Source organism: Curvibacter lanceolatus ATCC 14669 (assembly GCF_000381265.1).
GTDB lineage: Bacteria > Pseudomonadota > Gammaproteobacteria > Burkholderiales > Burkholderiaceae_C > Curvibacter > Curvibacter lanceolatus.
Genome location: NZ_KB906273.1, coordinates 62,104 through 83,331, shown reverse-complemented (window position 1 = coordinate 83,331; position 21,228 = coordinate 62,104). Strand labels below are relative to the sequence as shown.

15 protein-coding genes and 1 CRISPR repeat array are annotated in these 21,228 nt (G+C 64.4%); of the genes, 12 read left to right on the top strand and 3 right to left on the bottom strand.

Annotation, left to right across the window (positions count from 1 at the left end; genetic code table 11):
• Positions 1-39 precede the first annotated feature (39 nt).
• Together F624_RS0125610 and htpG are read left to right on the top strand one after the other, a co-directional pair.
• The gene (locus F624_RS0125610) at positions 40-1,023 is read left to right on the top strand and encodes a 1-phosphofructokinase family hexose kinase (protein WP_019577239.1); all 984 of its coding nucleotides are present in this window, start codon (positions 40-42) and stop codon (positions 1,021-1,023) included.
• Positions 1,024-1,238: 215 nt separating this feature from the next.
• Positions 1,239-3,185 (top strand): molecular chaperone HtpG, encoded by a 1,947-nt coding sequence (gene htpG / locus F624_RS0125605; RefSeq protein WP_019577238.1) that lies wholly within the window; start codon positions 1,239-1,241, stop codon positions 3,183-3,185.
• A 597-nt stretch (positions 3,186-3,782) separates the two neighbouring features.
• Here the strand turns inward: htpG and F624_RS0125600 are convergent.
• Positions 3,783-4,943 carry a Fic family protein gene (locus F624_RS0125600; RefSeq protein ID WP_019577237.1) on the bottom strand — a complete coding sequence of 387 codons (1,161 nt, stop codon included), beginning with the start codon at positions 4,941-4,943 and terminating at the stop codon, positions 3,783-3,785.
• Positions 4,944-5,332: 389 nt separating this feature from the next.
• Between F624_RS0125600 and F624_RS0125595 the strand changes: the two genes are divergently transcribed.
• Both F624_RS0125595 and F624_RS35100 read left to right on the top strand, forming a co-directional pair.
• Complete coding sequence (locus tag F624_RS0125595; protein ID WP_051107518.1) at positions 5,333-6,289, top strand: sterol desaturase family protein; 957 nt, start codon at positions 5,333-5,335, stop codon at positions 6,287-6,289.
• 119 nt (positions 6,290-6,408) lie between these two features.
• Positions 6,409-7,083, top strand: coding sequence for an aspartate/glutamate racemase family protein (locus tag F624_RS35100; protein ID WP_019577235.1), 675 nt, complete (start codon positions 6,409-6,411; stop codon positions 7,081-7,083).
• A 247-nt stretch (positions 7,084-7,330) separates the two neighbouring features.
• Here the strand turns inward: F624_RS35100 and F624_RS0125585 are convergent, their stop codons facing one another.
• Together F624_RS0125585 and F624_RS0125580 are read right to left on the bottom strand one after the other, a co-directional pair.
• Positions 7,331-7,720 (bottom strand): type II toxin-antitoxin system RelE/ParE family toxin, encoded by a 390-nt coding sequence (locus F624_RS0125585; protein ID WP_019577234.1) that lies wholly within the window; start codon positions 7,718-7,720, stop codon positions 7,331-7,333.
• Positions 7,721-7,735: 15 nt separating this feature from the next.
• Positions 7,736-8,038 carry a type II toxin-antitoxin system Phd/YefM family antitoxin gene (locus tag F624_RS0125580; protein WP_019577233.1) on the bottom strand — a complete coding sequence of 101 codons (303 nt, stop codon included), beginning with the start codon at positions 8,036-8,038 and terminating at the stop codon, positions 7,736-7,738.
• 437 nt (positions 8,039-8,475) lie between these two features.
• Between F624_RS0125580 and F624_RS0125575 the strand changes: the two genes are divergently transcribed.
• From F624_RS0125575 to cas2e, 8 genes are all read left to right on the top strand, one after another.
• Positions 8,476-11,241 carry a CRISPR-associated helicase/endonuclease Cas3 gene (locus F624_RS0125575; RefSeq protein WP_031256281.1) on the top strand — a complete coding sequence of 922 codons (2,766 nt, stop codon included), beginning with the start codon at positions 8,476-8,478 and terminating at the stop codon, positions 11,239-11,241.
• Between the two features lie 284 nt (positions 11,242-11,525).
• Positions 11,526-13,109 (top strand): type I-E CRISPR-associated protein Cse1/CasA, encoded by a 1,584-nt coding sequence (gene casA / locus F624_RS0125570; protein ID WP_084679671.1) that lies wholly within the window; start codon positions 11,526-11,528, stop codon positions 13,107-13,109.
• Positions 13,106-13,762: a type I-E CRISPR-associated protein Cse2/CasB gene (gene casB / locus F624_RS0125565; protein ID WP_051107517.1), complete on the top strand. Its 657-nt coding sequence runs from the start codon at positions 13,106-13,108 to the stop codon at positions 13,760-13,762. Before casA ends, casB begins: the two co-directional genes overlap by 4 nt.
• A 65-nt stretch (positions 13,763-13,827) precedes the next feature.
• Complete coding sequence (gene cas7e / locus F624_RS0125560) at positions 13,828-14,862, top strand: type I-E CRISPR-associated protein Cas7/Cse4/CasC (RefSeq protein WP_019577229.1); 1,035 nt, start codon at positions 13,828-13,830, stop codon at positions 14,860-14,862.
• A gap of 6 nt (positions 14,863-14,868) precedes the next feature.
• On the top strand, positions 14,869-15,645 hold the full coding sequence (gene cas5e / locus F624_RS0125555) for a type I-E CRISPR-associated protein Cas5/CasD (protein ID WP_019577228.1): 777 nt from the start codon (positions 14,869-14,871) through the stop codon (positions 15,643-15,645).
• Positions 15,642-16,325, top strand: coding sequence for a type I-E CRISPR-associated protein Cas6/Cse3/CasE (gene cas6e / locus F624_RS0125550; RefSeq protein ID WP_084679669.1), 684 nt, complete (start codon positions 15,642-15,644; stop codon positions 16,323-16,325). The genes cas5e and cas6e overlap by 4 nt, the downstream gene beginning before the upstream one ends.
• 48 nt (positions 16,326-16,373) lie before the next feature.
• A complete protein-coding gene (gene cas1e, locus F624_RS0125545) occupies positions 16,374-17,264 on the top strand; it encodes a type I-E CRISPR-associated endonuclease Cas1e (RefSeq protein WP_019577226.1) in 891 nt (296 codons plus the stop codon).
• 8 nt (positions 17,265-17,272) lie between these two features.
• Complete coding sequence (cas2e, locus tag F624_RS0125540) at positions 17,273-17,572, top strand: type I-E CRISPR-associated endoribonuclease Cas2e (protein ID WP_019577225.1); 300 nt, start codon at positions 17,273-17,275, stop codon at positions 17,570-17,572.
• Positions 17,573-17,636: 64 nt separating this feature from the next.
• Positions 17,637-20,106: direct repeats of the CRISPR family, unit length 29 nt; unit sequence GTGTTCCCCACGGGCGTGGGGATGAACCG.
• Positions 20,107-21,228 lie beyond the last annotated feature (1,122 nt).

The following is a 21,228-nucleotide window of genomic DNA, read 5'->3' as shown; positions in this document are numbered from 1 at the left end:
CACCTCGATTCCAGGCCCCGGCCCCAGGCCGGCCACCGCATGCCTGACATCCTCACCCTCACCCTGAACCCTGCCCTCGATGTGCTCAGCGCCATCGACCGGGTGGAGCCCACCCACAAGCTGCGCTGCAGCGAGGCCGTGATGCACCCCGGCGGCGGCGGCATCAATGTGGCGCGGGTGCTGCACCGCCTGGGGGTCGATTGCCTGGCCCTGTACACCCAGGGCGGCGTCACCGGCCACGAACTGGCCACCCTGCTGGCCCAGGAGGGCGTGCCCGCCCAGGGCCTGCCCATTGCCGCCGAAACCCGCGAAAGCTTCTCGGTGCACGAAAACAGCACCGGCCTGGACTACCGCTTTGTGCTGCCCGGCCCCCGCCTGCAGCCCGCCGAGGTCGAGCAGGCCCTGCAGGGTGTGGCCCGCCACGGCGCCGGGGCGCGCTACTGGGTGCTCAGCGGCAGCCTGCCGCCCGGCGTGCCCGATGCGCTGTACGCGCGCCTGGCGCAGCAGGCCCGGGCCCAGGGCGCCCGCCTGGTGCTCGATTCATCAGGCCCGGCCCTGCGTGCCGCGCTCAGCGCCGGGGTGTTTTTGTTCAAGCCCAGCCTGCGCGAGCTGTCTGAGCTGGTGGGCCAGCCCCTGCCCGGCGAGGCCGAGCAACTGCACGCCGCCCGCCAGCTCATGGCCGCCGGACAGGCCCAGGCCGTGGCCCTGACCCTGGGCGAGCAGGGCGCTTTGCTGATCACCCCTGAGCAGGCCTGGCGCGCCCCGCCGCTGCCCGTGGCCGTGGCCAGCACCATCGGGGCCGGCGACAGCTTTGTGGGCGGCCTGGTGGCTGCCCTGGCGGGGCAGGCCGGCACCGGCGGCACTGGCGGCACTGGCGGCACGGCCGGCTCGGTCGACTGGCCCGGCGCCCTGGCCATGGCCATGGCCGCCAGCGCCGCGGCCCTGCTGCACCCCGGCACGGCCCTGTGCCGGCCCGACGACGTGCAGCAACTGCTGCCCCAGGTGCAGCTGCAGCCGCTTTGAGGGCGCCCACGGGCTGCGTCTGGCCGCCCTTTTTCTGACCTTTTGAGGGTGGTTTGACGGCAGTTTGGCGAGCTTGGGGCCTCTTTTGCCTGCTTTTCTGCCGTGTTTTGCCGCTGCCTCTTGAAAGCCAGCGCAACGCCCATAATTCACGCCTGCCGGGGTGGCCTGCCCACCCCCGAAGATCTTCTACTGCAACAGTCCACCCTAGAAACACCATGAGCAAACAGACCCTGTCATTCCAGGCCGAAGTGGCCCAACTGCTGCACCTTGTCACGCACTCGCTGTATTCCAACCCCGAGATCTTCCTGCGTGAGCTGATCTCCAACGCCAGCGACGCCTGCGACAAGCTGCGTTTTGAGGGCTTGAACAACGCCGCCCTGTTTGAAGACGCGCCCAACCTCGAAGTGCGCGTGGCCTTCGACAAAGCCGCCCGCACCATCACCATCACCGACAACGGCATCGGCCTGTCGCAGCAAGAAGCCATCGACAACCTGGGCACCATCGCCAAGAGCGGCACCAAAGATTTCGTGAGCAAGCTCAGCGGCGACCAAAAGGCCGACGCCCAGCTCATCGGCCAGTTTGGCGTGGGCTTCTACTCGGGCTTCATCGTGGCCGACAAGATCACCGTCGAATCGCGCCGTGCCGGCCTGCCGGCCGCAGACGGCGTGCGCTGGATCAGCGGCGGCACCGGTGACTTCGAGGTGGAAACCATCGACCGCGCCCAGCGCGGCACCAGCATCACCCTGCACCTGCGCGAAGACGCCGAGGAATACCTCAACCTCTGGAAGCTCAAGTCGGTCATCAACAAGTACTCCGACCACATCAGCCTGCCCATCCTGATGGAAAAGGAAGAGTGGAAAGAGGGCGAAAACGACCAGCCCGGCGGCATGGTGCCCACCGGCGAGTGGGAGGCCGTGAACAAGGCCAGCGCCCTGTGGACGCGCAACAAAAAAGACATCACCACTGAGCAGTACAACGAGTTCTACAAGGCCATCAGCCACGACTTTGAAGACCCGCTCACCTGGTCGCACAACCGCGTCGAAGGCAACACCGAGTACACCCAGCTGCTGTACATCCCGGCCAAGGCCCCCATGGACCTGTGGAACCGCGATAAGAAGGCCGGCGTCAAGCTGTACGTGAAGCGCGTCTTCATCATGGACGACGCCGAAGCCCTGATGCCCACCTACCTGCGCTTTGTGAAGGGCATCATCGACTCGGCCAACCTGCCCCTGAACGTGAGCCGCGAGCTGCTGCAGGAAAGCCGCGACGTGCGCGCCATCCGCGAGGGCTCGACCAAGCGCGTGCTGAGCATGCTTGAAGACCTGGCCAAGCACGACAAGCACGACGCCACCCCCGGTGCCGACGGCGTGACCGACGTGGTCGATGCCGACGACAAGGCCAAGGAAGGCAAGTACAGCAGCTTCTACGCCGAGTTTGGCGCCGTGCTGAAAGAAGGCCTGGGCGAAGACTTTGGCAACACCCAGCGCCTGGCCAAGCTGCTGCGCTACGCCAGCACCCAGAGCGACACCGTCAGCGTGAGCCTGGCCGACTACAAGGCCCGCATGAAGGAAGGCCAAGACGCCATCTACTACATCACCGCCGACAACCTGGCCGCCGCCAAGAACAGCCCGCAGCTGGAGGTGTTCAAGAAAAAGGGCATCGAAGTGCTGCTGATGACCGACCGCGTGGACGAGTGGTCGCTCAACTACCTGCATGACTTTGACGGCACCCCGCTGCAAAGCGTGGCCAAGGGCGCGGTTGACCTGGGCAAGCTGCAAGACGAAGCCGAAAAGAAGGCCGCCGAAGAGGCCGCCGAAGCCTTCAAGCCCCTGCTCGCCAAGCTCAAGGAAGCCCTGAAAGACAAGGCCGAAGACGTGCGCGTGACCACCCGCCTGGTCGACTCTCCCGCCTGCCTGGTGGTGCAAGACGGCGGCATGAGCACCCAGCTGGCCCGCATGCTCAAGCAAGCCGGCCAAAGCGCCCCCGAGGCCAAGCCCGTGCTCGAAGTCAACGCCGAACACCCCCTGGTCAAGAAGCTCGACGGCAGCGTGCACTTCAACGACCTGGCCCACATCCTGTTCGACCAGGCCCTGCTGGCCGAGGGCGGCCTGCCGGAAGACCCGGCGGCCTATGTGAAGCGGGTGAATGCGCTGCTGGCTTGATCGATCGGTCAACCGGCGCCTGAGGCGCTATTGGCCATCAGCTAAGCGCCCAAGCCAAGGGGTGCCGTGAAAAGGGAACGTGTTCGACACGTTCCCTTTTTTGTTGGCCCTCCTGCCGATATCACTCGGTTCGCGAGGGGCTGGATTTCAGGTCTGGGTTCTACGCCCCCCCCCCCGGCGAAGTCAGTACCTTGGCCGTTCATACATACCAAGCAGTGGGGCATGGCTGAAGCCGGGGGGAGGGGATGTGATGTGAGGCCCCTCGGCCGGCGCTTCCGATTCTTGGGGGCCTGGCCCCGCTTGCCTTGGCCCTTGAAGGGGAGCAGGGGGCCGTCGGTCGGGCTGCCAGGCCATGGTGATGCCGAGAGAACTTGCGTGACCCACGCGTGCAGCCGTGATGCACCCATTTGCCCATTCGCTGGGTGCTCAAGCTCAAGCTCGCACCACGACCCGATTCCGAATCTCTGCCAACCCCCCGCTCAGTTGAGCCACCTTGGCCAGTGGAAATGCCCCCAGCGGGCCGCCGTGTGGCGAAAGTCCGATTTCGCGTTTCAGAAGCGCGAAGTGACCAACTGTTCCTTTCCCTGGCTACTCTGTTTATTGGGGGTTGTTCAACGTGTTTGGAATGAAGCCCTCATTTGAGAGCGCTCTGATGACACCCCGCATCAAGAAGCTGTTGGCAAAGCCCACCGTGTATTGCCTGGCCCCTTCACGAATGGGCGCAAGCATGCCGCGTTCCACGAGCTTGCCGATTTGGTAGGTGCGCTGGCGTTCGTTCAACGCAGGCATGGCGTCTTTCAGGTCGCTGGCCTTGGCCATGCCCAGCTTGGCCGTTGCCAGCAAAATTTGCTCTTCCATCGACGTGACCAGCTCACGCTCGCGGGCGTGATGCAACGCGGGCGTGAGGATGCGTTCGGTCAGGTAGCTCATATCCGTCAGGCGGTCCACCTTGCGAAGCTCATCCAGCATGCCGCTGAGCACGTAGACGCACCAGGCTTCGCGTCCCTCCTGAGTGCCGGTGTCAGCCCGGCCCAGCATGGCGTAGTACTGGTCGCGGTCGTTGCAGAAGATGGCGGTGGGGTTGAGCACCCGGCCGCCTGCCTTCACGTTGAACCCATACTTGATGAGCAGGGTGTACGTGAGCAAGCGCACGCAACGGCCGTTGCCATTGCTGAAGGGGTGAACCCAGGCGAATCGATGGTGGGCCAGGGCCACCTTGATGAGGTCGTACTTGGCGGGATGCGGGTGATTGATGAACTGAACCAGTTCTCCCATGTACTGCGGCACAGCCACCGCCTCGGGCGGCAGGTGCTCAGACTGCGAAATTTTGACCGGCCCAGGGCGGTAGGCACCGGGGGTGTCGTCGCCTTCACGCTCCAGGCCTTGCACTGTCATCGCATGCAGTTCACGAATCAAGTGCTCCGTCACATCCTGACCTGGCGAAAAGTGGGCGTCGATGAAACCCATCGCATCTTCGATGTTGGCCATCTCGCGCAGTGGGTCGCTTAGCTTGACTGGCTGAGCCTCCAGCCGACTCTCAACATAGTCAGCCAGCGTGGTGTGGTTGCCTTCAATGCGGGCAGAGCCCAGGCTCTCCAGCATGTGAAAGATGTGTTTGAGCTGGAAGAAGACGGGCACCGGGGTGCTGCCGCCCAGTTGCAGGCGGCGCAGATACTCCAGTTCAGTCACCACATCGACCAGCGGCGAGTCGAATGCAGGGTTCAGCAGGCCCAGATCGTGGTGCAGGAAGGCAGACATCTCCAAGGCTCCCTCAAAGAACTCAAGTAATCTGACGCATTATCTGCAAACGCAGACCTGAAAATCTACAAAAAGTCGTAAGAAGTATCAATAAAAACAACAGCTTAGGTTTAACGGTGGCCATTTAAATTGTCAATACGTCCGGTTTGTCATCTACAAAACGAACGGCAAGGAAGTGCATGACTGGCATGCATGTCGTCTCTGGTGACAGGGCTGGGGCTTTGTGCTGCTGCGTGGCGCTTGTGCCGACATGAGGGGCGGTGTTCAAGGCTTCCCCCCCATGCTTTGTGACCTGGCCCGGCCAAGTGCAGGCCCGTGGCACGGGCAAGCCGCTTGCCGCCCATGGTGCAAAATCCGCGCACACCCAATGCAACCCAGCAGGAGTGGCCATGTCCGCGATGTTGATGGTTCTGAAATTTGCCGTGGTCACCGTGCTGGTGGCCTCGCTGCTCGAGGCCGTGGTCTTGTCGCTGTGGAAAGGGCGGGGCCCCTACGACTGGAAGGCCGCCGGCATCTCGCTGATCGACTTTCTGGTGCGCGAGTACTTTCTGCGCTGGGCCCTGCCGCTGAGCTTCTGGTTTGGCGCCATGCAATGGATCTGGGAGCACCGCCTTTTCACCCTGCCCATGGACCATTGGACCGGCTGGGCCGCCTGCTTCATCGGCCAGGAGTTTTGCTACTACGGGTACCACCGCGCCGCCCACCGCATACGCTGGTTCTGGTGCACCCACGCCATCCACCATTCTTCGAACCAGCTCAACCTGTCGGCAGCCTACCGCTTCGGCTGGACGGGCAAACTCACCGGCACCCTGCTGTTCTTCACGCTCGCCCCCTGGCTGGGCATGCCCCCCAGGGTGATCCTGGTGATGTTGTCCTTGAACCTGCTTTACCAGTTCTGGATACACACCACCTGGATCCCGCGCCTGGGCCCGCTGGAATGGATTTTGAACACCCCCTCGGCCCACCGCGTGCACCATGCCTCCAATCTGACCTACCTGGACGGCAACTACGGCGGCGTCCTGATCGTGTTTGACCGCCTGTTTGGCACCTACATCCCCGAGCGGCAAGACCTGCCCATCCGCTACGGCCTGGTCAAACCCAGCACGGGCTACAACCTGTTCAAGATCGAGTTTGAGCATTGGCTGGCGCTGTGGCGCGATGTGAAGGCCGCCCCCTCGGCCAGGGCCGTGCTGGGCTACCTGCTCAGGCCCCCGGGCTGGAGACCCGGCGGCGCTGGGGAGACCACTGAAGAGCTGCGGCAGGCAGCCCAGGCGCAAGGCCCGGCGGCCGAACCAGCCCTGCACACCCCGGTGCCGCAGCCCGGCAACCCATCGCCCACCGCGTGAGCCGTTCAGCGCGCAGCATTCAACAGCCCCGCTCCGCTAAGCTGCCCCCCTGAAGGCCGTGGTGGCCGTCGTGCCGCCAAAGCGCCTGCCCAGCCAACACACATGGGGTAAACCGTTTCATGAAAATCGCCTGTCTCCACACCGCCGAAAGCAATGTGGCGGTGTTTGATGCCGCCGCCATGGCGCTGGGCATCCCCACGGGGGTTCTGCGCCACGAGGTGAGGGTCGACCTGCTGGCCGCCGCCGAGCGCGCGGGCGGGCTCCGTGACGAGATCGCCCAAGCCACCCAGCAGGCCTTGCTGGCCTTGGCCCCGGGGGCTGATGCCGTGCTGCTCACCTGCTCCACCCTGGGCCCCGCTGTCGACGCCCTGGCCCACACCGCCACCCCCATCCTGAGAACAGACGCCGCATTGGCCGCGGCCGCCGCCACCGCCGCCCAGGCCGGCGGCAAGATCGTGGCCCTCTGCGCGGTCGAGACCACCCTGGGCCCCACGGCGCGCCTCTTCGAGCAGGCCGCCCAGGCCACCGGTGCCACGGTCGAGGTGCAGCTGGTGCCGGGCGCCTGGGCCTTGTTCAAGGCGGGTGATATCGAGGGCTACCTGCGCATACTCGCCGAGGCTGCAGACAGCGCCTATGCCCATGGCGCCTCGGTGGTGGCGCTGGCCCAGGCTTCGATGAGCGGGGCCGCTGCGTTGGTCACGGCAGGGGCTCGGCCGCTCAGCAGCCCGGGGGCGGGACTGGCGGCGGCGGTGAAGGCGGCTGCGCGTCAACGTGGCCCGGGGGCCGGGGCTTGATGGGCCCATCTGCTGGGGTGCAACAGCGCTTGGCCATGGGCAGTGCCATTGCTACGGAAGACGGGCCTCGTTCCATCGACCCGCTTTTCTGGTTTCAGGGGGATAGAAGTCCTTGATTCAAAAGCAATGTGCTGGCGAGTCGCCCGCTGTCTACTGCCCGTCTATTGACGATAGGGCGCTGGTTGTCCGATAGGCTGTTCATGCCGCTGCCCAGTACCGCCGTCAGCGATCATTGGGCTCTGAAGGGTCAGACGCCAGGCCAAAGTGCCTGGAAGTCGAATGAAAGTTGTCGCTGGTGGCGAATCGAGAGTAAGTAGACCGTGCCCTTGATCTGCGCATACAGCAGCAGGTAGTGCGTCATCACGTACTCGCGCAGCTCACCGTCCTTGGCGAGGGAGCCGAGTTGTTTTGTCAGGCGAGCAACGCCGTTGGCAACTTCGACGGAGCGAGTCGGCCTCTCCAGGAGCAAGCGCCCCATGCCGGGGAAGCGTTCCAGATTCGGGATGACGGTATCCGTCAGCTCGTCCAGCAGCGCGTCGAAGGCATGCGGAGCCCCGGCTTCGACCAAGAAGGCCTCAAGCACATCGAGGTTCCGCTCGAAGTTGGCAGTGAGTTTGACGGTGTGCTTGGCTGTCACGGAGTGAGGCCGTTCTTATCCAGCCACCTTGGTCGCGCGGCGCTGCTTGATGGCACGCAGCGTGCTGTGCGCATCCTTGGTCTTTCCTGCTGCGACGTCTGAAAGGCCTTTGCTCGCGTCGTCAATCAACAGCAGGTGGATGCGTTCGCGCTCAAGCTGGTGGTAGTAGTCCAGCCGTTGGGCGTCGATGATGGCCACATAGCTCTCACCGTTCTTGGTGATGATCTTCTCGGCCCCCGCTCTCACCTGGTCGGCCAACTCAGACAGGTTCGCCCTGGCTTGCGACAGTGGAATCACGTCACCGGCAGAAATGGCCATGGTCGGCTCCTTCAGGTGTTGTACAGAATTTTGCACATCATACGCGCCTCGTTGTGAGCGTGAAAGGCAAAAGCCGATGGCCTTTTGAAGGGCGCATCGGCTCGCTGAGTGAAGCTGCTTCGTCGGTCGGGCTCATGTTGCCATCAAGATTCACCCTGGGCCCCGCTGTGGATGACGTTGAGTGAGAAACCTGGATCAGCTCTTGCCGGGTTGGGTTCTGTGGTGGTGGTGAGTTTGGGAATCGAGGCTCGGGCTTCGCTCAAAATAAGTGCTCGTAGGCTGCATTGCGCTCGGATGTGCAAGATACAGGCAGGGAGGACGCTTGAGATGAGATGGTTTTTTGTGGGCGATCAGCATGTGAAGCTGTGCCTGGGGCTGCCAGAGGCTTCTGCATTGTGGGCTGGGCCCGAACCTCGGGCTCAAAGAAGCCGCGTCTGATGGGCGCGGACTTTTTCGCGTACTGGGGTAAAGCCTCTTCCGCTCAAGAGGGGCCAGAACGCTTCCATCTGCTGGCCTTGCACAGCCTCGATGTGGCTGCGTGTGGTCATCATTTGATGCAACTGCCTCAGTTCTCACTGGCCCCTCTGGCCGACGATCTGGCCTGGCCTTTGCCGACAGTGGAACGATTGGCGGTGTTCTTTCTGGCCTTGCATGATCTTGGAAAATTCGCCAGAGCTTTTCAGGGGCTGGTGCCCGGGCTGTCGCCAGAGCTGGTGAGCGCAGACCCGCGCAAACGCTATGAGCTGCGGCACGACACCCTGGGTTGGCTGTTGTGGACGCAGGCCTTGGCGTCTGATTTTCCGCAGCAGGCCCTGCCTTTTTCGGATGATGCCTTCTGGTCGGTCTGGGTCAAGGCCGTGTTCGGCCACCATGGCAAGCCGCCGCTGGAGAGCGAGGCTGGTGGCCTGTTGGCGCTGGAGTGGCGTCGTTTCTTTTTGCAGGAAGACTTGCGGGCCGCCCAGGCCTTTGTGCAGGCCCTGCTGCCGCTGTTGTTGCCGGCAGATCTGAGTGCCTTGTTGCGAGATGAATTCACCGACCCGCAGGAGCGGACACTGCGCCGCCACAGTTGGCGTCTGGCGGGCGTGGCGGTGCTGGCGGATTGGTTGGGCTCGAATCAGGCCCACTTCCCTTATGTCAGCGCTGCGCCAAACCTGCACTCGTATTGGAGCGAACAGGCCCTGCCCCAGGCTGAGCAGGCGGTTCAACAGGCAGGCTTGCAGGCGCAAGTGGTGCGCCACTGGGCGGCGCAGCCTCTGGCGCTCTTCCCCTACCTGAACCCGCCGACGCCCTTGCAGCGGCACGGAGCCGAGCTGCCCTTGCAGCCCGGACCGCAGATGTTTTTGCTGGAGGACGTGACCGGCGCAGGCAAAACCGAGGCTGCCCTGATCCTCACGCAGCGCCTGATGGAAGCGGGGCTGGCGCAGGGCTTGTATTTCGCCTTGCCCAGCATGGCCACCGCCAACCAGATGTACCGACGGGTAGGTGAGGTGTACCAGCGCCTGTATGCGGCCACGGCGCGGCCCTCGCTGATCCTTGCCCATGGGGCTCGACAATTGATGGCCGATTTTCGGCAAAGCCTTTTGCAAGAAGCGGAGCAAGGCCGAGACCAAGCCTACGGGCACTCGGAAAGCACGGCGTCGGTGCAATGCAATCAATGGCTGGCAGATCATCGCAAGAAAGCCTTGCTGGCTGATGTGGGCGTCGGCACCCTGGACCAATGCCTGCTGGCCGTGCTGCCCGCGCGGCACCAGTCGTTGCGCTTGCTGGGCCTGAGCGCCAAGGTGCTGCTGGTGGACGAAGTGCATGCCTATGACCCCTACATGCTGACCCTGCTCAAGCGGTTGTTGCGGGCCCATGCCCGCCAAGGTGGCAGCATGATCTTGCTGTCGGCCACCTTGCCGGCCTCGACACGCGGCGAGCTGATGAACGCCTACCGCGCCGGGCTGGGCCTGCCCGCAGAGGACTGGCCTGCCGATGCCCGTTACCCCCTGGTCACCCAGGTCGGGCGGTCTTGCTCGGTGGCGGCAGTGGCCACACGGCCTCAACTGGTGCGTCGGGTTCAGGTGGCATTTGTGCACGACGAAGCGCAGGCGGTGGCCCTGCTGGTGCAAGCGGCGCGGCAGGGGCGTTGTGTGGCCTGGATTCGCAACACCGTGGGCGATGCACGCCGTGCCTACCAGGCCTTGTGCGCCGCAGCGCCCGAGTTGAGCGTGCATTTGTTTCACAGCCGTTTTGCCATGGGTGACCGGCTCGATATTGAAGACCGGGTGTTGTCCATCTTCGGCAAAGCCGCGGAGGCCTCCAGCCGCCAAGGCCAGGTGCTGATTGGCACCCAGGTGCTGGAGCAATCCCTCGACTTTGATGTCGATGCCATGGTGACCGATCTGGCTCCGATCGACCTGGTCATCCAGCGCGCGGGGCGCTTGCAGCGCCATGCCCGCGAAGTGGACGGGCGTTTGGCCACTGATGGGCAAGAGCACCGGCCCGCTCCGGTGCTGCACCTGCTGGCGCCCGAGGACCTGGCGGAGCCGGAGGCCGACTGGTATGCGGCGCTGTTCCCCCAGGCGCGCTACGTTTACCCCGATGTGGGGCAGCTCTGGTTGGGTGCACGCGCCTTGCGGGCGGCGGGCGCCATCGTCAGCCCCGGCCAGGTGGGCGAGGCGGGGGCCGTGCGCAGCCTGGTTGAGGCGGTGTATGGCGCGGAGGATGTGGCCATTCCCTCGGCCCTGCAACGCGCCTCGCGTGAGCAGCAGGGCAAAGACCTGGCCCATCAAAGCCAGGCCCAGTTCAATGCCCTGCAGTTCGACAAAGGCTATTGCACTGACAGCAGCGCCCAATGGGATGAAGACACGCGCCTGCCCACCCGCCTGGGCGATGAAACCTTGACGGTGTACCTGGCGGTGATGGGCCAAGCCGGCGACCCCGCTGTGTTGCAGCCTTTGCGTGCTCATGAGGACCACGCCTGGGAGTCGTCAGCGCTGCGCCTGCGGGCCACCGGCCTGCAGGCCCTGGCGCCTGAATGGCTGCAGCGCTTTGAAGCAGGGCTGGCCGCTTTGCGTTCGCAAAACCGCTTGCTGGAGGGCGATGCCACCGTCTTGCCCTTGGCCCCTGGTGCCGATGGCGTGCTGGAGGGCTGGGTGCTCGATGCGCAGGGGCGTCGCAAGCTGTTGCGGTACGACCCGGTGTTGGGCTTGTGTGGTTAGCACCACGGTGTTATCGAAAACTCCAAGCCCTGAAGGCTCCGACAGGAGCCCCAAAATCCCAGCGAGCGCTGGGAACCACCGGGTTGGGCGACCCCAAGCCAGATCGCACACGGTTCATCCCCTCAACAGAGGGGGGATCACAACTCGCCGTAGGTCAGGAAGTGTGCTATTTGGCTTGGGCAGACCTATGCGATCAACAAGATCTTCAATAAGCTATGACCCACTGAAGCCTGACCTGCTCGGAAAGCGGCTTCATCATAAAACGACACTCAGGGAGTCGAATCATGAGCAACTTGGTCACAGCGCCTTGGATCGGTGCGCGCGATCGCCTTGGGGGCCTCTGCCGTATTTCACCTTGCAGGGTGGGTGATCCGGCGCTGCTGGACCTCCATGCCCCCCGCCCCGATTTCCGCAGCGCGGCCTACCAGTTTCTGATTGGCCTCCTCCAAACCTTTTATGCGCCCAGCAGCGCGCGCGAGTGGCGCACGCGCTGGAATCAGCCACCCAGCGCTGAAACCCTGGCCGCGGCGTTCGCCCCTTACCAAGACGCTTTTGCCCTTGAAAACGAAGGGCCGGCGTTTTTGCAAGACCTGGCCCTGCCTGCCGATGCCCATCAGCTGCCGGTGCTGGATCTGCTGATCGATGCGGGCTCGGACAGCAACCGGCACTTCAACAAAGCCCAGTCCCATCCAGGCCTTTGTGAAGACTGCGCCGCCCTGGCCGTGCTCACTCTGCAACTCAATGCGCCGCCGGGTGGGCGTGGCATCCGCACCTCGGTGCGGGGCGGCGGCCCGCTCACCACCTTGCTGGTGCCGGCCCAGGAGGATGCCACGCTGTGGCAAAGGCTCTGGCTCAATGTCTTGCCCAGTGACGAACTGAACTACCCCGAGCCCCGCCAATGGGGCGAGGTGCTGCCCTGGTTGCTGCCCACCCGCACCAGCGATGCCCAGGGCGTGGGCGACACCACGCCCGAAAAGGCCCACCCCTTGCAAGCCTATTGGGGCATGCCCCGGCGCCTGCGGCTGGACGCCAGCACCTGCACCCAGGGCGACTGCTCGGTGTGCGGCGCTTCAGGGGTGCGCCTGTTTCAACATTACCGAACCCGCCATGGTGGCACCAACTACACCGGCGCCTGGCAGCATCCGCTCTCGCCCTACAACCTCGACCCCAAGCACGAGAAGCCCCCCCTGGCGGTGAAAGGCCAGCGCGGCGGCATCGGCTACCGGCATTGGCTGGGGCTGGCCCTGGGGCGTGCAGACCAAATGCCTCAGGCGGCGAAGGTCGTGGCAACCACCTTCGACCGAAAGTTGAAGCTGCCGCTGCGCTTGTGGTGCCAGGGCTACGACATGGACAACATGAAGGCCCGCTGCTGGTACGACAGCCTCTTGCCCCTGCATGCGGTGCCGCCTGAGCAGCAGGCTGCACTGGTGCGCCATTTGATTCAATGTTTGGAGGTGGCCACCGAGTCGGCCAAGGCCCTCAGCGCCCAGGTCAAGGCCGCACGCTTCAAACGCCCGGCTGATGCGGCCACAGATCCGGCGGTGCAGCAAAGCTTCTGGCAGGGCACCGAGGCGGGCTTTTATGCGGTGCTGGCCGAGCTGGTGGCCGTGTTGATTTCGGCGTCGCTGGAGCCCGAGGATGTGGACCTGCGCGTTGCGCCGCTGGCGCGCCAATGGCTGTTGCTGACCCGCCGCAGCGCCTTGAATCTGTTTGATTTCTGGGTGGGCTCGGAGGATGCACTTTGCCATGAGCCCGCTGTGCAGGCGCGCACCAAGCTGCTCAAAGACCTGAAAAACGCCAAGCCCATGAAAAAACTCTGGGAGCTTGCCCGGCTGGCAGACATCCCGGTGAACCAGGAGAGGACATGAAACCCAGAACCCTGAGCCTGAACCCGGCTCAACAACAATCCGTGAAGCTGTGGTGGCAGGCATTGCAGCCTCAGAGTGCAGATCAGCCCCAACCCTTGCCGCCCGACCTGTGGGGGCTGGGGCGGGGGGCACGGGCCAGCCTGCGCCGGTGCCCAGGTGTGGATGAGCTCTTGCTGGAACCTGCGGTGCATGTGCTGGCCCACCGTCTGATCCGAGATCGTGGTGAACAGCAAGCCTGGCTGCTGCCCGATGTGCCGGCCACCTATGAGCAGATCGCGCTGGTGGCTGGTGTGTTGGCCCTGGTGAAATCAGAGCCTGCCGAGCGCCACACCCTTGCGGTGGACTTGGGCGAAAAAATCAGTCCCGATCGGCGCCGCATGAGCGCCTTGCGCTTCACCCGCCTGCAACGCAGCCAGGGGGCCGATGAACTGCTGACGCAGTGGCGACGCGCCGTCAAGTTGCTCAATGGCCAGGCCGATGTGGTGCAACTCGCCGACGACCTGCTGGCCTGGCAGCGCGAGCAGGGCGAGGCCCACCTTCGCGTGGCGCATGGGGTGCGTTTTCACTGGGCACACGACTACTTCCTGCCGGCTCGCGACCGGGCCGCGGTGGCCGACGACCTGGCCAACGACCCGAGCGATACCCAGGGCTGAGCTGGCCCACCTCATCACCTCATCCGAGTCCCATCAATTCGAATCATTTCAAGGAGGCCTTCGCCATGACCCGTTTTGTTCAACTGCACCTGCTGATCTCCTACCCCCCGGCCAACCTCAACCGAGACGACTCCGGGCAGCCCAAGACCGCACGGTTGGGCGGGGTGGAGCGTTTGCGGGTGTCTTCGCAAAGCCTGAAGCGGGCCTGGCGCACGTCCGAGATTTTTCAGCAGCAGTTGGCCGGCTCGATCGGCTCGCGCACCAAGCTGCTGGGGGTCACAGCCTATGAGCAACTGCTGGCCGCAGGTGTGGCCGACAAGCAGGCCAAAGACTGGGCGGGCCAGATCGCCAAGGTGTATGGCGCGGTCAAGAAAGACAAGCCCCTGGAGATCGAGCAACTGGTGCATGTGGCGCCTGAAGAACTCGGCTCTCTGAAGGCCCTGGTGAACACCCTGGCCCAGGAAAAGCGCGCGCCCACAGACGACGAACTGGACGCCTTGCTGCACACCCAAAGCGCGGTGGACATCGCCATGTTCGGTCGCATGCTCGCGGCCAAGACCGAGCACAACAGTGACGCCGCCGTGCAGGTGGCCCATGCCATCGGGGTGCACGCGTCTGCGATTGAGGACGACTACTTCACTGCGGTGGATGACCTCAACCTCAGCGATCCGGGGGCAGCCCACATTGGCGACAGTGGGTTTGCCGCAGCCGTGTTCTACCAGTACGTGTGCATTGACCGCGACCGGCTCAAACAGAACCTCGGCAACGACGAGGCCCTGACCCAAAAAGCCCTGCGTGCCCTGACTGAAGCCGCCCTTAAAGTGGGCCCCAGCGGCAAGCAAAACAGCTATGCCAGCCGGGCCTATGCCCACTACGCCTTGGCAGAAAAAGGCGCGCAGCAGCCCCGGGCCCTGACCCTGGCCTATGTCAAGCCGGTGCAAGGCGTCGACTATGCGCAAGAAGCCATCGGGGCCCTGCAGCGTGTGCGCGACAACATGGACAAGGTCTACGGCCCCTGCGCAGACAGCCGCAGCGAGATCGATGTGCTGCAGGGCCAAGGCCGTGTGGCCGAGCTGATCGATTTTGTGACGGCGGAGTAAGTGCCCATGACCGACTATCTGCTGATGCGCCTGTATGGCCCTCTGGCCAGCTGGGGCGAAATTGCGGTGGGCGAGTCGAGGCACTCGGCGATGCATCCCTCCAAATCGGCGCTCATTGGCTTGCTGGCGGCGGCTGTGGGCGTGGAGCGCAGCGACGAAGCGGGCCAGCAGGCCATGGCCCAGGGCTATCGCTTTGGCATCAAGCTGGTATGCGCCGGCTCGCCGCTGCGCGACTTTCACACCATGGGCGTGGGGCAGCCACTGCGCAAGGAAGTGTTTCGAACCCGGCGGCAAGAGCTGGCCAATCCCGAGCGAGAGGGCACGTTGCTGTCCAGCCGTGAATACCGCTGCGACAGCCTGGCTGTGGTGGCACTGCAAGCCCAGCCCAACGCGCCCCACAGCCTGCCCAGCTTGGCGCAGGCCTTGCGCACCCCTTCGTTCCCGCTCTACCTGGGCCGCAAGTCGTGCCCGCCTGCCTTGCCCTTGGCGCCCCAGATCGTCCAGGCCGCTTCGGTGCGCGAGGCCTTGGACCAGGCCTTGCCCCAATCGCTGTTGGCCTTGACCGACGCGCTGCAGCCCGTGCAGCCCTGGCCGAACCGCGATGACCAAAAGGCCTTCCAGCCCAAGCCCCAAGCCGCCCGCTATTACTGGGAAGACGGCATGGAGGCTGGCATGAGCGCCAGCTTTGACACCTTGCGCCACGACCAACCCCAGTCGCGCAAGCGCTGGCAGTTCGCACCCCGACGTGAGTGGGTGCATCTGGTGGGGAGTGAGGCCGCATGACGACAACAACACCGCATTACTTCTCGAAAGTACGGGTGCTTGAGCCCGTCAGCCGAAGCCCCTGGTGGCATGAAGCGCTGCAGCATGGCGATGCCTACCGTGACCACGCGCTGGTCTGGCGGCTGTTCCCGGGCGATGGCCTTCCACGCGACTTTGTGTTCCGGCGCCTGGGCGACGAACTGCGTGGGCTGTCGTTCTATGTGGTCTCGGCCCGTGCCCCCGTGGTCGATCCTGCGGTCTTCGAGGTGGCCACCAAACCCTACCAGCCCCATCTGCCCGCGGGTACCTGGCTGCAATTTGATTTGCGCGCCAACCCCACCGTCAACCGGGGCGAAGCCGGGCAAAAGTCGCGCCGGCATGATGTGCTGATGGACGTCAAGCGCCACCCCCCTGCGGACGAGCCTTTGCCGCAAGCCATGGAGAAGGCCGCCCTGGGCTGGCTGCTGCAGCGTGCCGAAAGCGCCGGGCTGCTGGTGCAGCCCGACAGCGTGAGGCAAGACAACTACCAGCCCCAGCGCTTGAACCGCAGAAAAGGGGGCGTGGCCTTTTCGTCCATCGACTACCAGGGCCTGGCCCAGGTGCAAGACCCTGATCGGCTGCAGTCGGCACTGCTCCAGGGCCTGGGGCACAGCAAGGCTTTCGGTTGCGGCCTGCTGTTGGTCAAGCCGCTGCGCGATTGAGGGTGCCGCCCTTTGGCCAATTTGCTCCCACCCCTCAAACCCCTGCCCATGAAAGACAGGGTGTCGATGATCTTCGTCCAGTACGGGCAGATCGACGTCTTGGATGGCGCGTTTGTGGTCATCGACAAAACCGGGGTGCGCACCCACATCCCGGTGGGGTCGGTGGCCTGCCTCATGCTCGAGCCCGGCACCCGGGTGTCGCACGCGGCCGTGCACCTGGCCTCGACCGTGGGCACCTTGCTGGTGTGGGTGGGTGAATCGGGCGTGCGCCTGTATGCCAGCGGCCAGCCCGGCGGTGCGCGGGCCGACCGCCTGCTGTACCAGGCCAAGCTGGCGCTGGACGACGAACTTCGCTTGAAGGTGGTCCGAAAAATGTACGCGCTGCGCTTTCAGGAAGAGCCCCCAGCCCGGCGCAGCGTGGAGCAACTGCGTGGCATCGAAGGGGCTCGCGTGCGCGAGACCTACAAGCTGCTGGCGCGGCAATACGGCGTGAGCTGGCGAGCCCGTGACTACGACCAACAGGCCTGGGACGCGGCCGACATCCCCAACCGCTGCCTGTCTGCGGCCACCTCTTGCCTGTATGGCATCACCGAGGCGGCGGTGCTGGCGGCCGGCTATGCGCCTGCCGTGGGCTTCATCCATACCGGCAAGCCCTTGTCGTTTGTGTACGACGTGGCCGACCTGTTCAAGTTCGATACCGTGGTGCCCCTGGCCTTCAAGATCGCTGCCCAGGCGCCGGAGTTTCCGGAGCGCATGGTTCGCCTGGGCTGCCGCGACCTGTTTCGCAGCAGCAAGCTGTTGGGCAAGATCATCCCCACCATTGAAGAGGTGCTGGCTGCCGGAGGTGTGGTGCCGCCCGAAGCCCCGGTGGAGTCTGTGCCCCCCGCCATCCCCAACCCCACCGGCCTGGGCGAGGCTGGCCATCGCGTTCAGGGCTGAAAAGGCGCATGGCCTTCCTGACCGTGGTCACTGAAAACGTGCCGCCTCGCTTGCGTGGCCGCTTGGCCATCTGGCTGCTGGAGGTGCGCGCCGGCGTGTACATCGGCGACGTATCGCGCCGCACCCGAGAGATGATCTGGGAACAGTTGGTGGCAGGGTATGAAGACGGCAGCGTCGTCATGGCCTGGGCCAGCCCCGCTGAGTCGGGCTATGAGTTCCAGACCTTGGGTCAAAACCGTCGACTCCCAGTCGAATTTGACGGCCTCAACCTGGTGGCTTTTCATCCGGAAAGTGGCCCTGATCTTTAACAATTGAATCGGTAGAATTTTGACGTGCCATTTTTCCTTTTGGGATCAATGGCTTAGTCGAAGTGTGTTCCCCACGGGCGTGGGGATGAACCGGATGCCGGCGGCATCGCGCGCGACCTGCAAGCGTGTTCCCCACGGGCGTGGGGATGAACCGCGAGCGTCGGCTGCGCTGGCGACTCGATCATGGTGTTCCCCACGGGCGTGGGGATGAACCGGCTGCAGCCACGGCGGAGGCCATGGCCGAGAAGTGTTCCCCACGGGCGTGGGGATGAACCGGCCGCCTGACCTACACCGTCAGCGCGGAATCTGTGTTCCCCACGGGCGTGGGGATGAACCGTATTCGGCCACGTCATCGGCGTCCATCGCCACGTGTTCCCCACGGGCGTGGGGATGAACCGGCTGGGGCCGACCGGGATGGCCAGGCCCTGATGTGTTCCCCACGGGCGTGGGGATGAACCGCCAACGTAAATGTTGGAGCTTGCGCTTCGGTTGTGTTCCCCACGGGCGTGGGGATGAACCGCGCCCAAAATGGAGCACATCGCAATTGGCGATGTGTTCCCCACGGGCGTGGGGATGAACCGATGCCCGCAAGGCCCTGAGTGATGCGCGTGATGTGTTCCCCACGGGCGTGGGGATGAACCGCGTGGCCTGGGTGGAAATCACCCCGGCACCTGGTGTTCCCCACGGGCGTGGGGATGAACCGCAATGTGAGGCCGTCCACTATACCGGCAGCGCGTGTTCCCCACGGGCGTGGGGATGAACCGACGAGCATTGAGCGCCTTCATCAGCTCAGGCCGTGTTCCCCACGGGCGTGGGGATGAACCGAACTTGTGTGGCATCGGCACAGGCGTGATGCTGTGTTCCCCACGGGCGTGGGGATGAACCGGCAGAGGCTTTGGCAGAGGGGTGGCAGCCGATGTGTTCCCCACGGGCGTGGGGATGAACCGGTGACGACCGAACAGGCCAACCAAGCCCGGCAGTGTTCCCCACGGGCGTGGGGATGAACCGCCAGCGTTCTGGATCTGCTGTATCAGATCACCGTGTTCCCCACGGGCGTGGGGATGAACCGGCGTCGACCAGGTCAGCGGTCCAGCCCAGGCGGTGTTCCCCACGGGCGTGGGGATGAACCGCCATCGTCGCCGACACCAAACGCGCTCGGGCCGTGTTCCCCACGGGCGTGGGGATGAACCGCAGCACCGCACCTGCTGGTGCGCTCGGCACGTGTGTTCCCCACGGGCGTGGGGATGAACCGCCGCCGTGAGGGCGAACAGGCGCGCCAAGATCGTGTTCCCCACGGGCGTGGGGATGAACCGCCGCTGCCGGAACTGCGCGGGGGCATCGGCTAGTGTTCCCCACGGGCGTGGGGATGAACCGGTGCTGGAACTTTTGGCACCCGACTGCTGGGTGTGTTCCCCACGGGCGTGGGGATGAACCGACGCCTCCAGCCTGCGCCGGGGGATGCTGACAGTGTTCCCCACGGGCGTGGGGATGAACCGGTTTCTGGACCGATGACGCCAGGGCAAAAATCGTGTTCCCCACGGGCGTGGGGATGAACCGCTCTTCGCCAAGAATGATTTCTGCCGTTTCGCGTGTTCCCCACGGGCGTGGGGATGAACCGCCCAATTGATTTGGCACTGGGGCGCCTATCACGTGTTCCCCACGGGCGTGGGGATGAACCGGTGATTGCCTCGGATGTCCCGCTGCACGTAGTGTGTTCCCCACGGGCGTGGGGATGAACCGTAGCAGGTGATCTGTCCCTGCACCTCGACGGGGTGTTCCCCACGGGCGTGGGGATGAACCGTGGGCCGGGTGCCAGGCGGTGCCGCCAACAGTGTGTTCCCCACGGGCGTGGGGATGAACCGGGAGGCGTCTGATGTGGACCCCTGCATGGTTTGTGTTCCCCACGGGCGTGGGGATGAACCGAGCTGGTAATTGGCGACGGCCTGGGCCGAATTGTGTTCCCCACGGGCGTGGGGATGAACCGCCGTCGCGCTCAGTCGTCTGGGAGCCCTTGTCGTGTTCCCCACGGGCGTGGGGATGAACCGCTGAATGTGTTTCCAGAAAATAACTTCTGGAGGTGTTCCCCACGGGCGTGGGGATGAACCGGGGGTAGTTATGCCTGCAATCATTGCGGCGCTGTGTTCCCCACGGGCGTGGGGATGAACCGATCCCCCGCGAGCTCTCACCCCTGGAGGTTTCGTGTTCCCCACGGGCGTGGGGATGAACCACAGCGCATCCCGAACTTGCTCACACTTCGATTGTGTTCCCCACGGGCGTGGGGATGAACCGGTGTTGAGGCCGGCGTAGCCAGCGGCATCGGTGTGTTCCCCACGGGCGTGGGGATGAACCGGCTTTTGTGTCTTTACCGGAGAATGCGATGAGGTGTTCCCCACGGGCGTGGGGATGAACCGTTGTCGATGATCAATTCGTCCGGGAAGTCCAGCGTGTTCCCCACGGGCGTGGGGATGAACCGAACTCGGGCCACATGCCCAGGCCATACCAGACGTGTTCCCCACGGGCATGGGGATGCCCCTCTGCTCAAGTACCACGACCACAGGCACCAAGTGGTCGCGTGTTCCCCACGAAGGTGGGGCTGATGGCGGAGCAGCGACACAGTTTTTGGAGGTGCTCCCCAGTGCCGGGCTGATCAGGTTTCCGTTCGGTTCCGAGTTATAGAATTGTTGCGCTCTGCACTGTATCGACCCCTGGGTAGTTGGATGCCCGGACCGTTTCGGACGTTTTGGTCGGGGGTGCAGGGCACCTGCTTGCAGTCCAACCTGAATCCCCCGAGTTCGATTCACCAGCCCTACCCCAACGGGCTGCAGATGCGCCAACCCTTCCCGCCCAAACCGCCAGACCCACCACCGGTATCCCGCTGCAGTCCCGGTGGGTTGCCCAAGGCAATTCCTACTCCCTAACCGCTGCAGCCCGAAAAGGTGGGTGCTTGAAAACACCGTCAGTTAGCGGCGCAACCTCTCCGACGCAGAGGTTTTTTCTTGTCTTGATTCCAAGGCTGGCACACCTGTGCTGGCCAGGTTTTCGGGGCGTGATGACCAGAACGGCAACGCCTGGTGCACGTCTCACTGCGTGCCTTCAACATCCCGTTCACCCTCATTGCGTGAAAACAAGTCGGGTGGTTGGCAGCCTCAGTTTGCCAACAGCCTGCGCAACCCGGCGCATGACCTGGTCGAAGCGGTGTCCGTCTTCAGGCTGTCAGCCGGTGGCCAGGGCTGCCAACGCTGGCATGCTCCAGGCCAAGGCCAAGGCCCAGACCAAGTACTTCGGCATCGGCCCTCAGCCTGAAACCGGCATCGGCCTCTGCCAGCCCGGCGAACAAGCCAGATCGCGACGACAACAGGGAACGCCTCTGAGGCGGTTGGCCCTGCATTGGCAGAGCACCACCGGGTTCGCGGGGCTGGCAGGGGCGGGGCCGTGCGCTCAGCGCGGGGGGGGGCGATTGGCGAGATTCACGTCGCTTGCCTTGCATGGCGCAGGCTTTTTTGTGCAGGTCTGTGAAGGGCTCTGAAGTGCTCTGAAGTGCTCTGAATAGGCCGAAGCCGGCGTTGAATGCCCTGAACGCCTGAACGCCTGAACGCCTGAACCCTTGGCTGCAGCCCCCTCAAAGAAAAACGGCGCACCGCCGTAGCGGTGCGCCG

What these genes read in the sequence shown, in the direction of transcription:
- cas6e (WP_084679669.1), top strand. Translation starts at nt 15,642, where the DNA reads ATGACGACAACAACACCGCATTACTTCTCGAAAGTACGGGTGCTTGAG.
- F624_RS0125600 (WP_019577237.1), bottom strand. Translation starts at nt 4,943, where the DNA reads ATGTCTGCCTTCCTGCACCACGATCTGGGCCTGCTGAACCCTGCATTC.
- F624_RS0125595 (WP_051107518.1), top strand. Translation starts at nt 5,333, where the DNA reads ATGTCCGCGATGTTGATGGTTCTGAAATTTGCCGTGGTCACCGTGCTG.
- htpG (WP_019577238.1), top strand. Translation starts at nt 1,239, where the DNA reads ATGAGCAAACAGACCCTGTCATTCCAGGCCGAAGTGGCCCAACTGCTG.
- cas5e (WP_019577228.1), top strand. Translation starts at nt 14,869, where the DNA reads ATGACCGACTATCTGCTGATGCGCCTGTATGGCCCTCTGGCCAGCTGG.
- cas1e (WP_019577226.1), top strand. Translation starts at nt 16,374, where the DNA reads ATGAAAGACAGGGTGTCGATGATCTTCGTCCAGTACGGGCAGATCGAC.
- cas2e (WP_019577225.1), top strand. Translation starts at nt 17,273, where the DNA reads ATGGCCTTCCTGACCGTGGTCACTGAAAACGTGCCGCCTCGCTTGCGT.
- casA (WP_084679671.1), top strand. Translation starts at nt 11,526, where the DNA reads ATGAGCAACTTGGTCACAGCGCCTTGGATCGGTGCGCGCGATCGCCTT.
- cas7e (WP_019577229.1), top strand. Translation starts at nt 13,828, where the DNA reads ATGACCCGTTTTGTTCAACTGCACCTGCTGATCTCCTACCCCCCGGCC.
- F624_RS0125610 (WP_019577239.1), top strand. Translation starts at nt 40, where the DNA reads ATGCCTGACATCCTCACCCTCACCCTGAACCCTGCCCTCGATGTGCTC.
- F624_RS0125580 (WP_019577233.1), bottom strand. Translation starts at nt 8,038, where the DNA reads ATGGCCATTTCTGCCGGTGACGTGATTCCACTGTCGCAAGCCAGGGCG.
- F624_RS35100 (WP_019577235.1), top strand. Translation starts at nt 6,409, where the DNA reads ATGAAAATCGCCTGTCTCCACACCGCCGAAAGCAATGTGGCGGTGTTT.
- casB (WP_051107517.1), top strand. Translation starts at nt 13,106, where the DNA reads ATGAAACCCAGAACCCTGAGCCTGAACCCGGCTCAACAACAATCCGTG.
- F624_RS0125575 (WP_031256281.1), top strand. Translation starts at nt 8,476, where the DNA reads ATGGGCGCGGACTTTTTCGCGTACTGGGGTAAAGCCTCTTCCGCTCAA.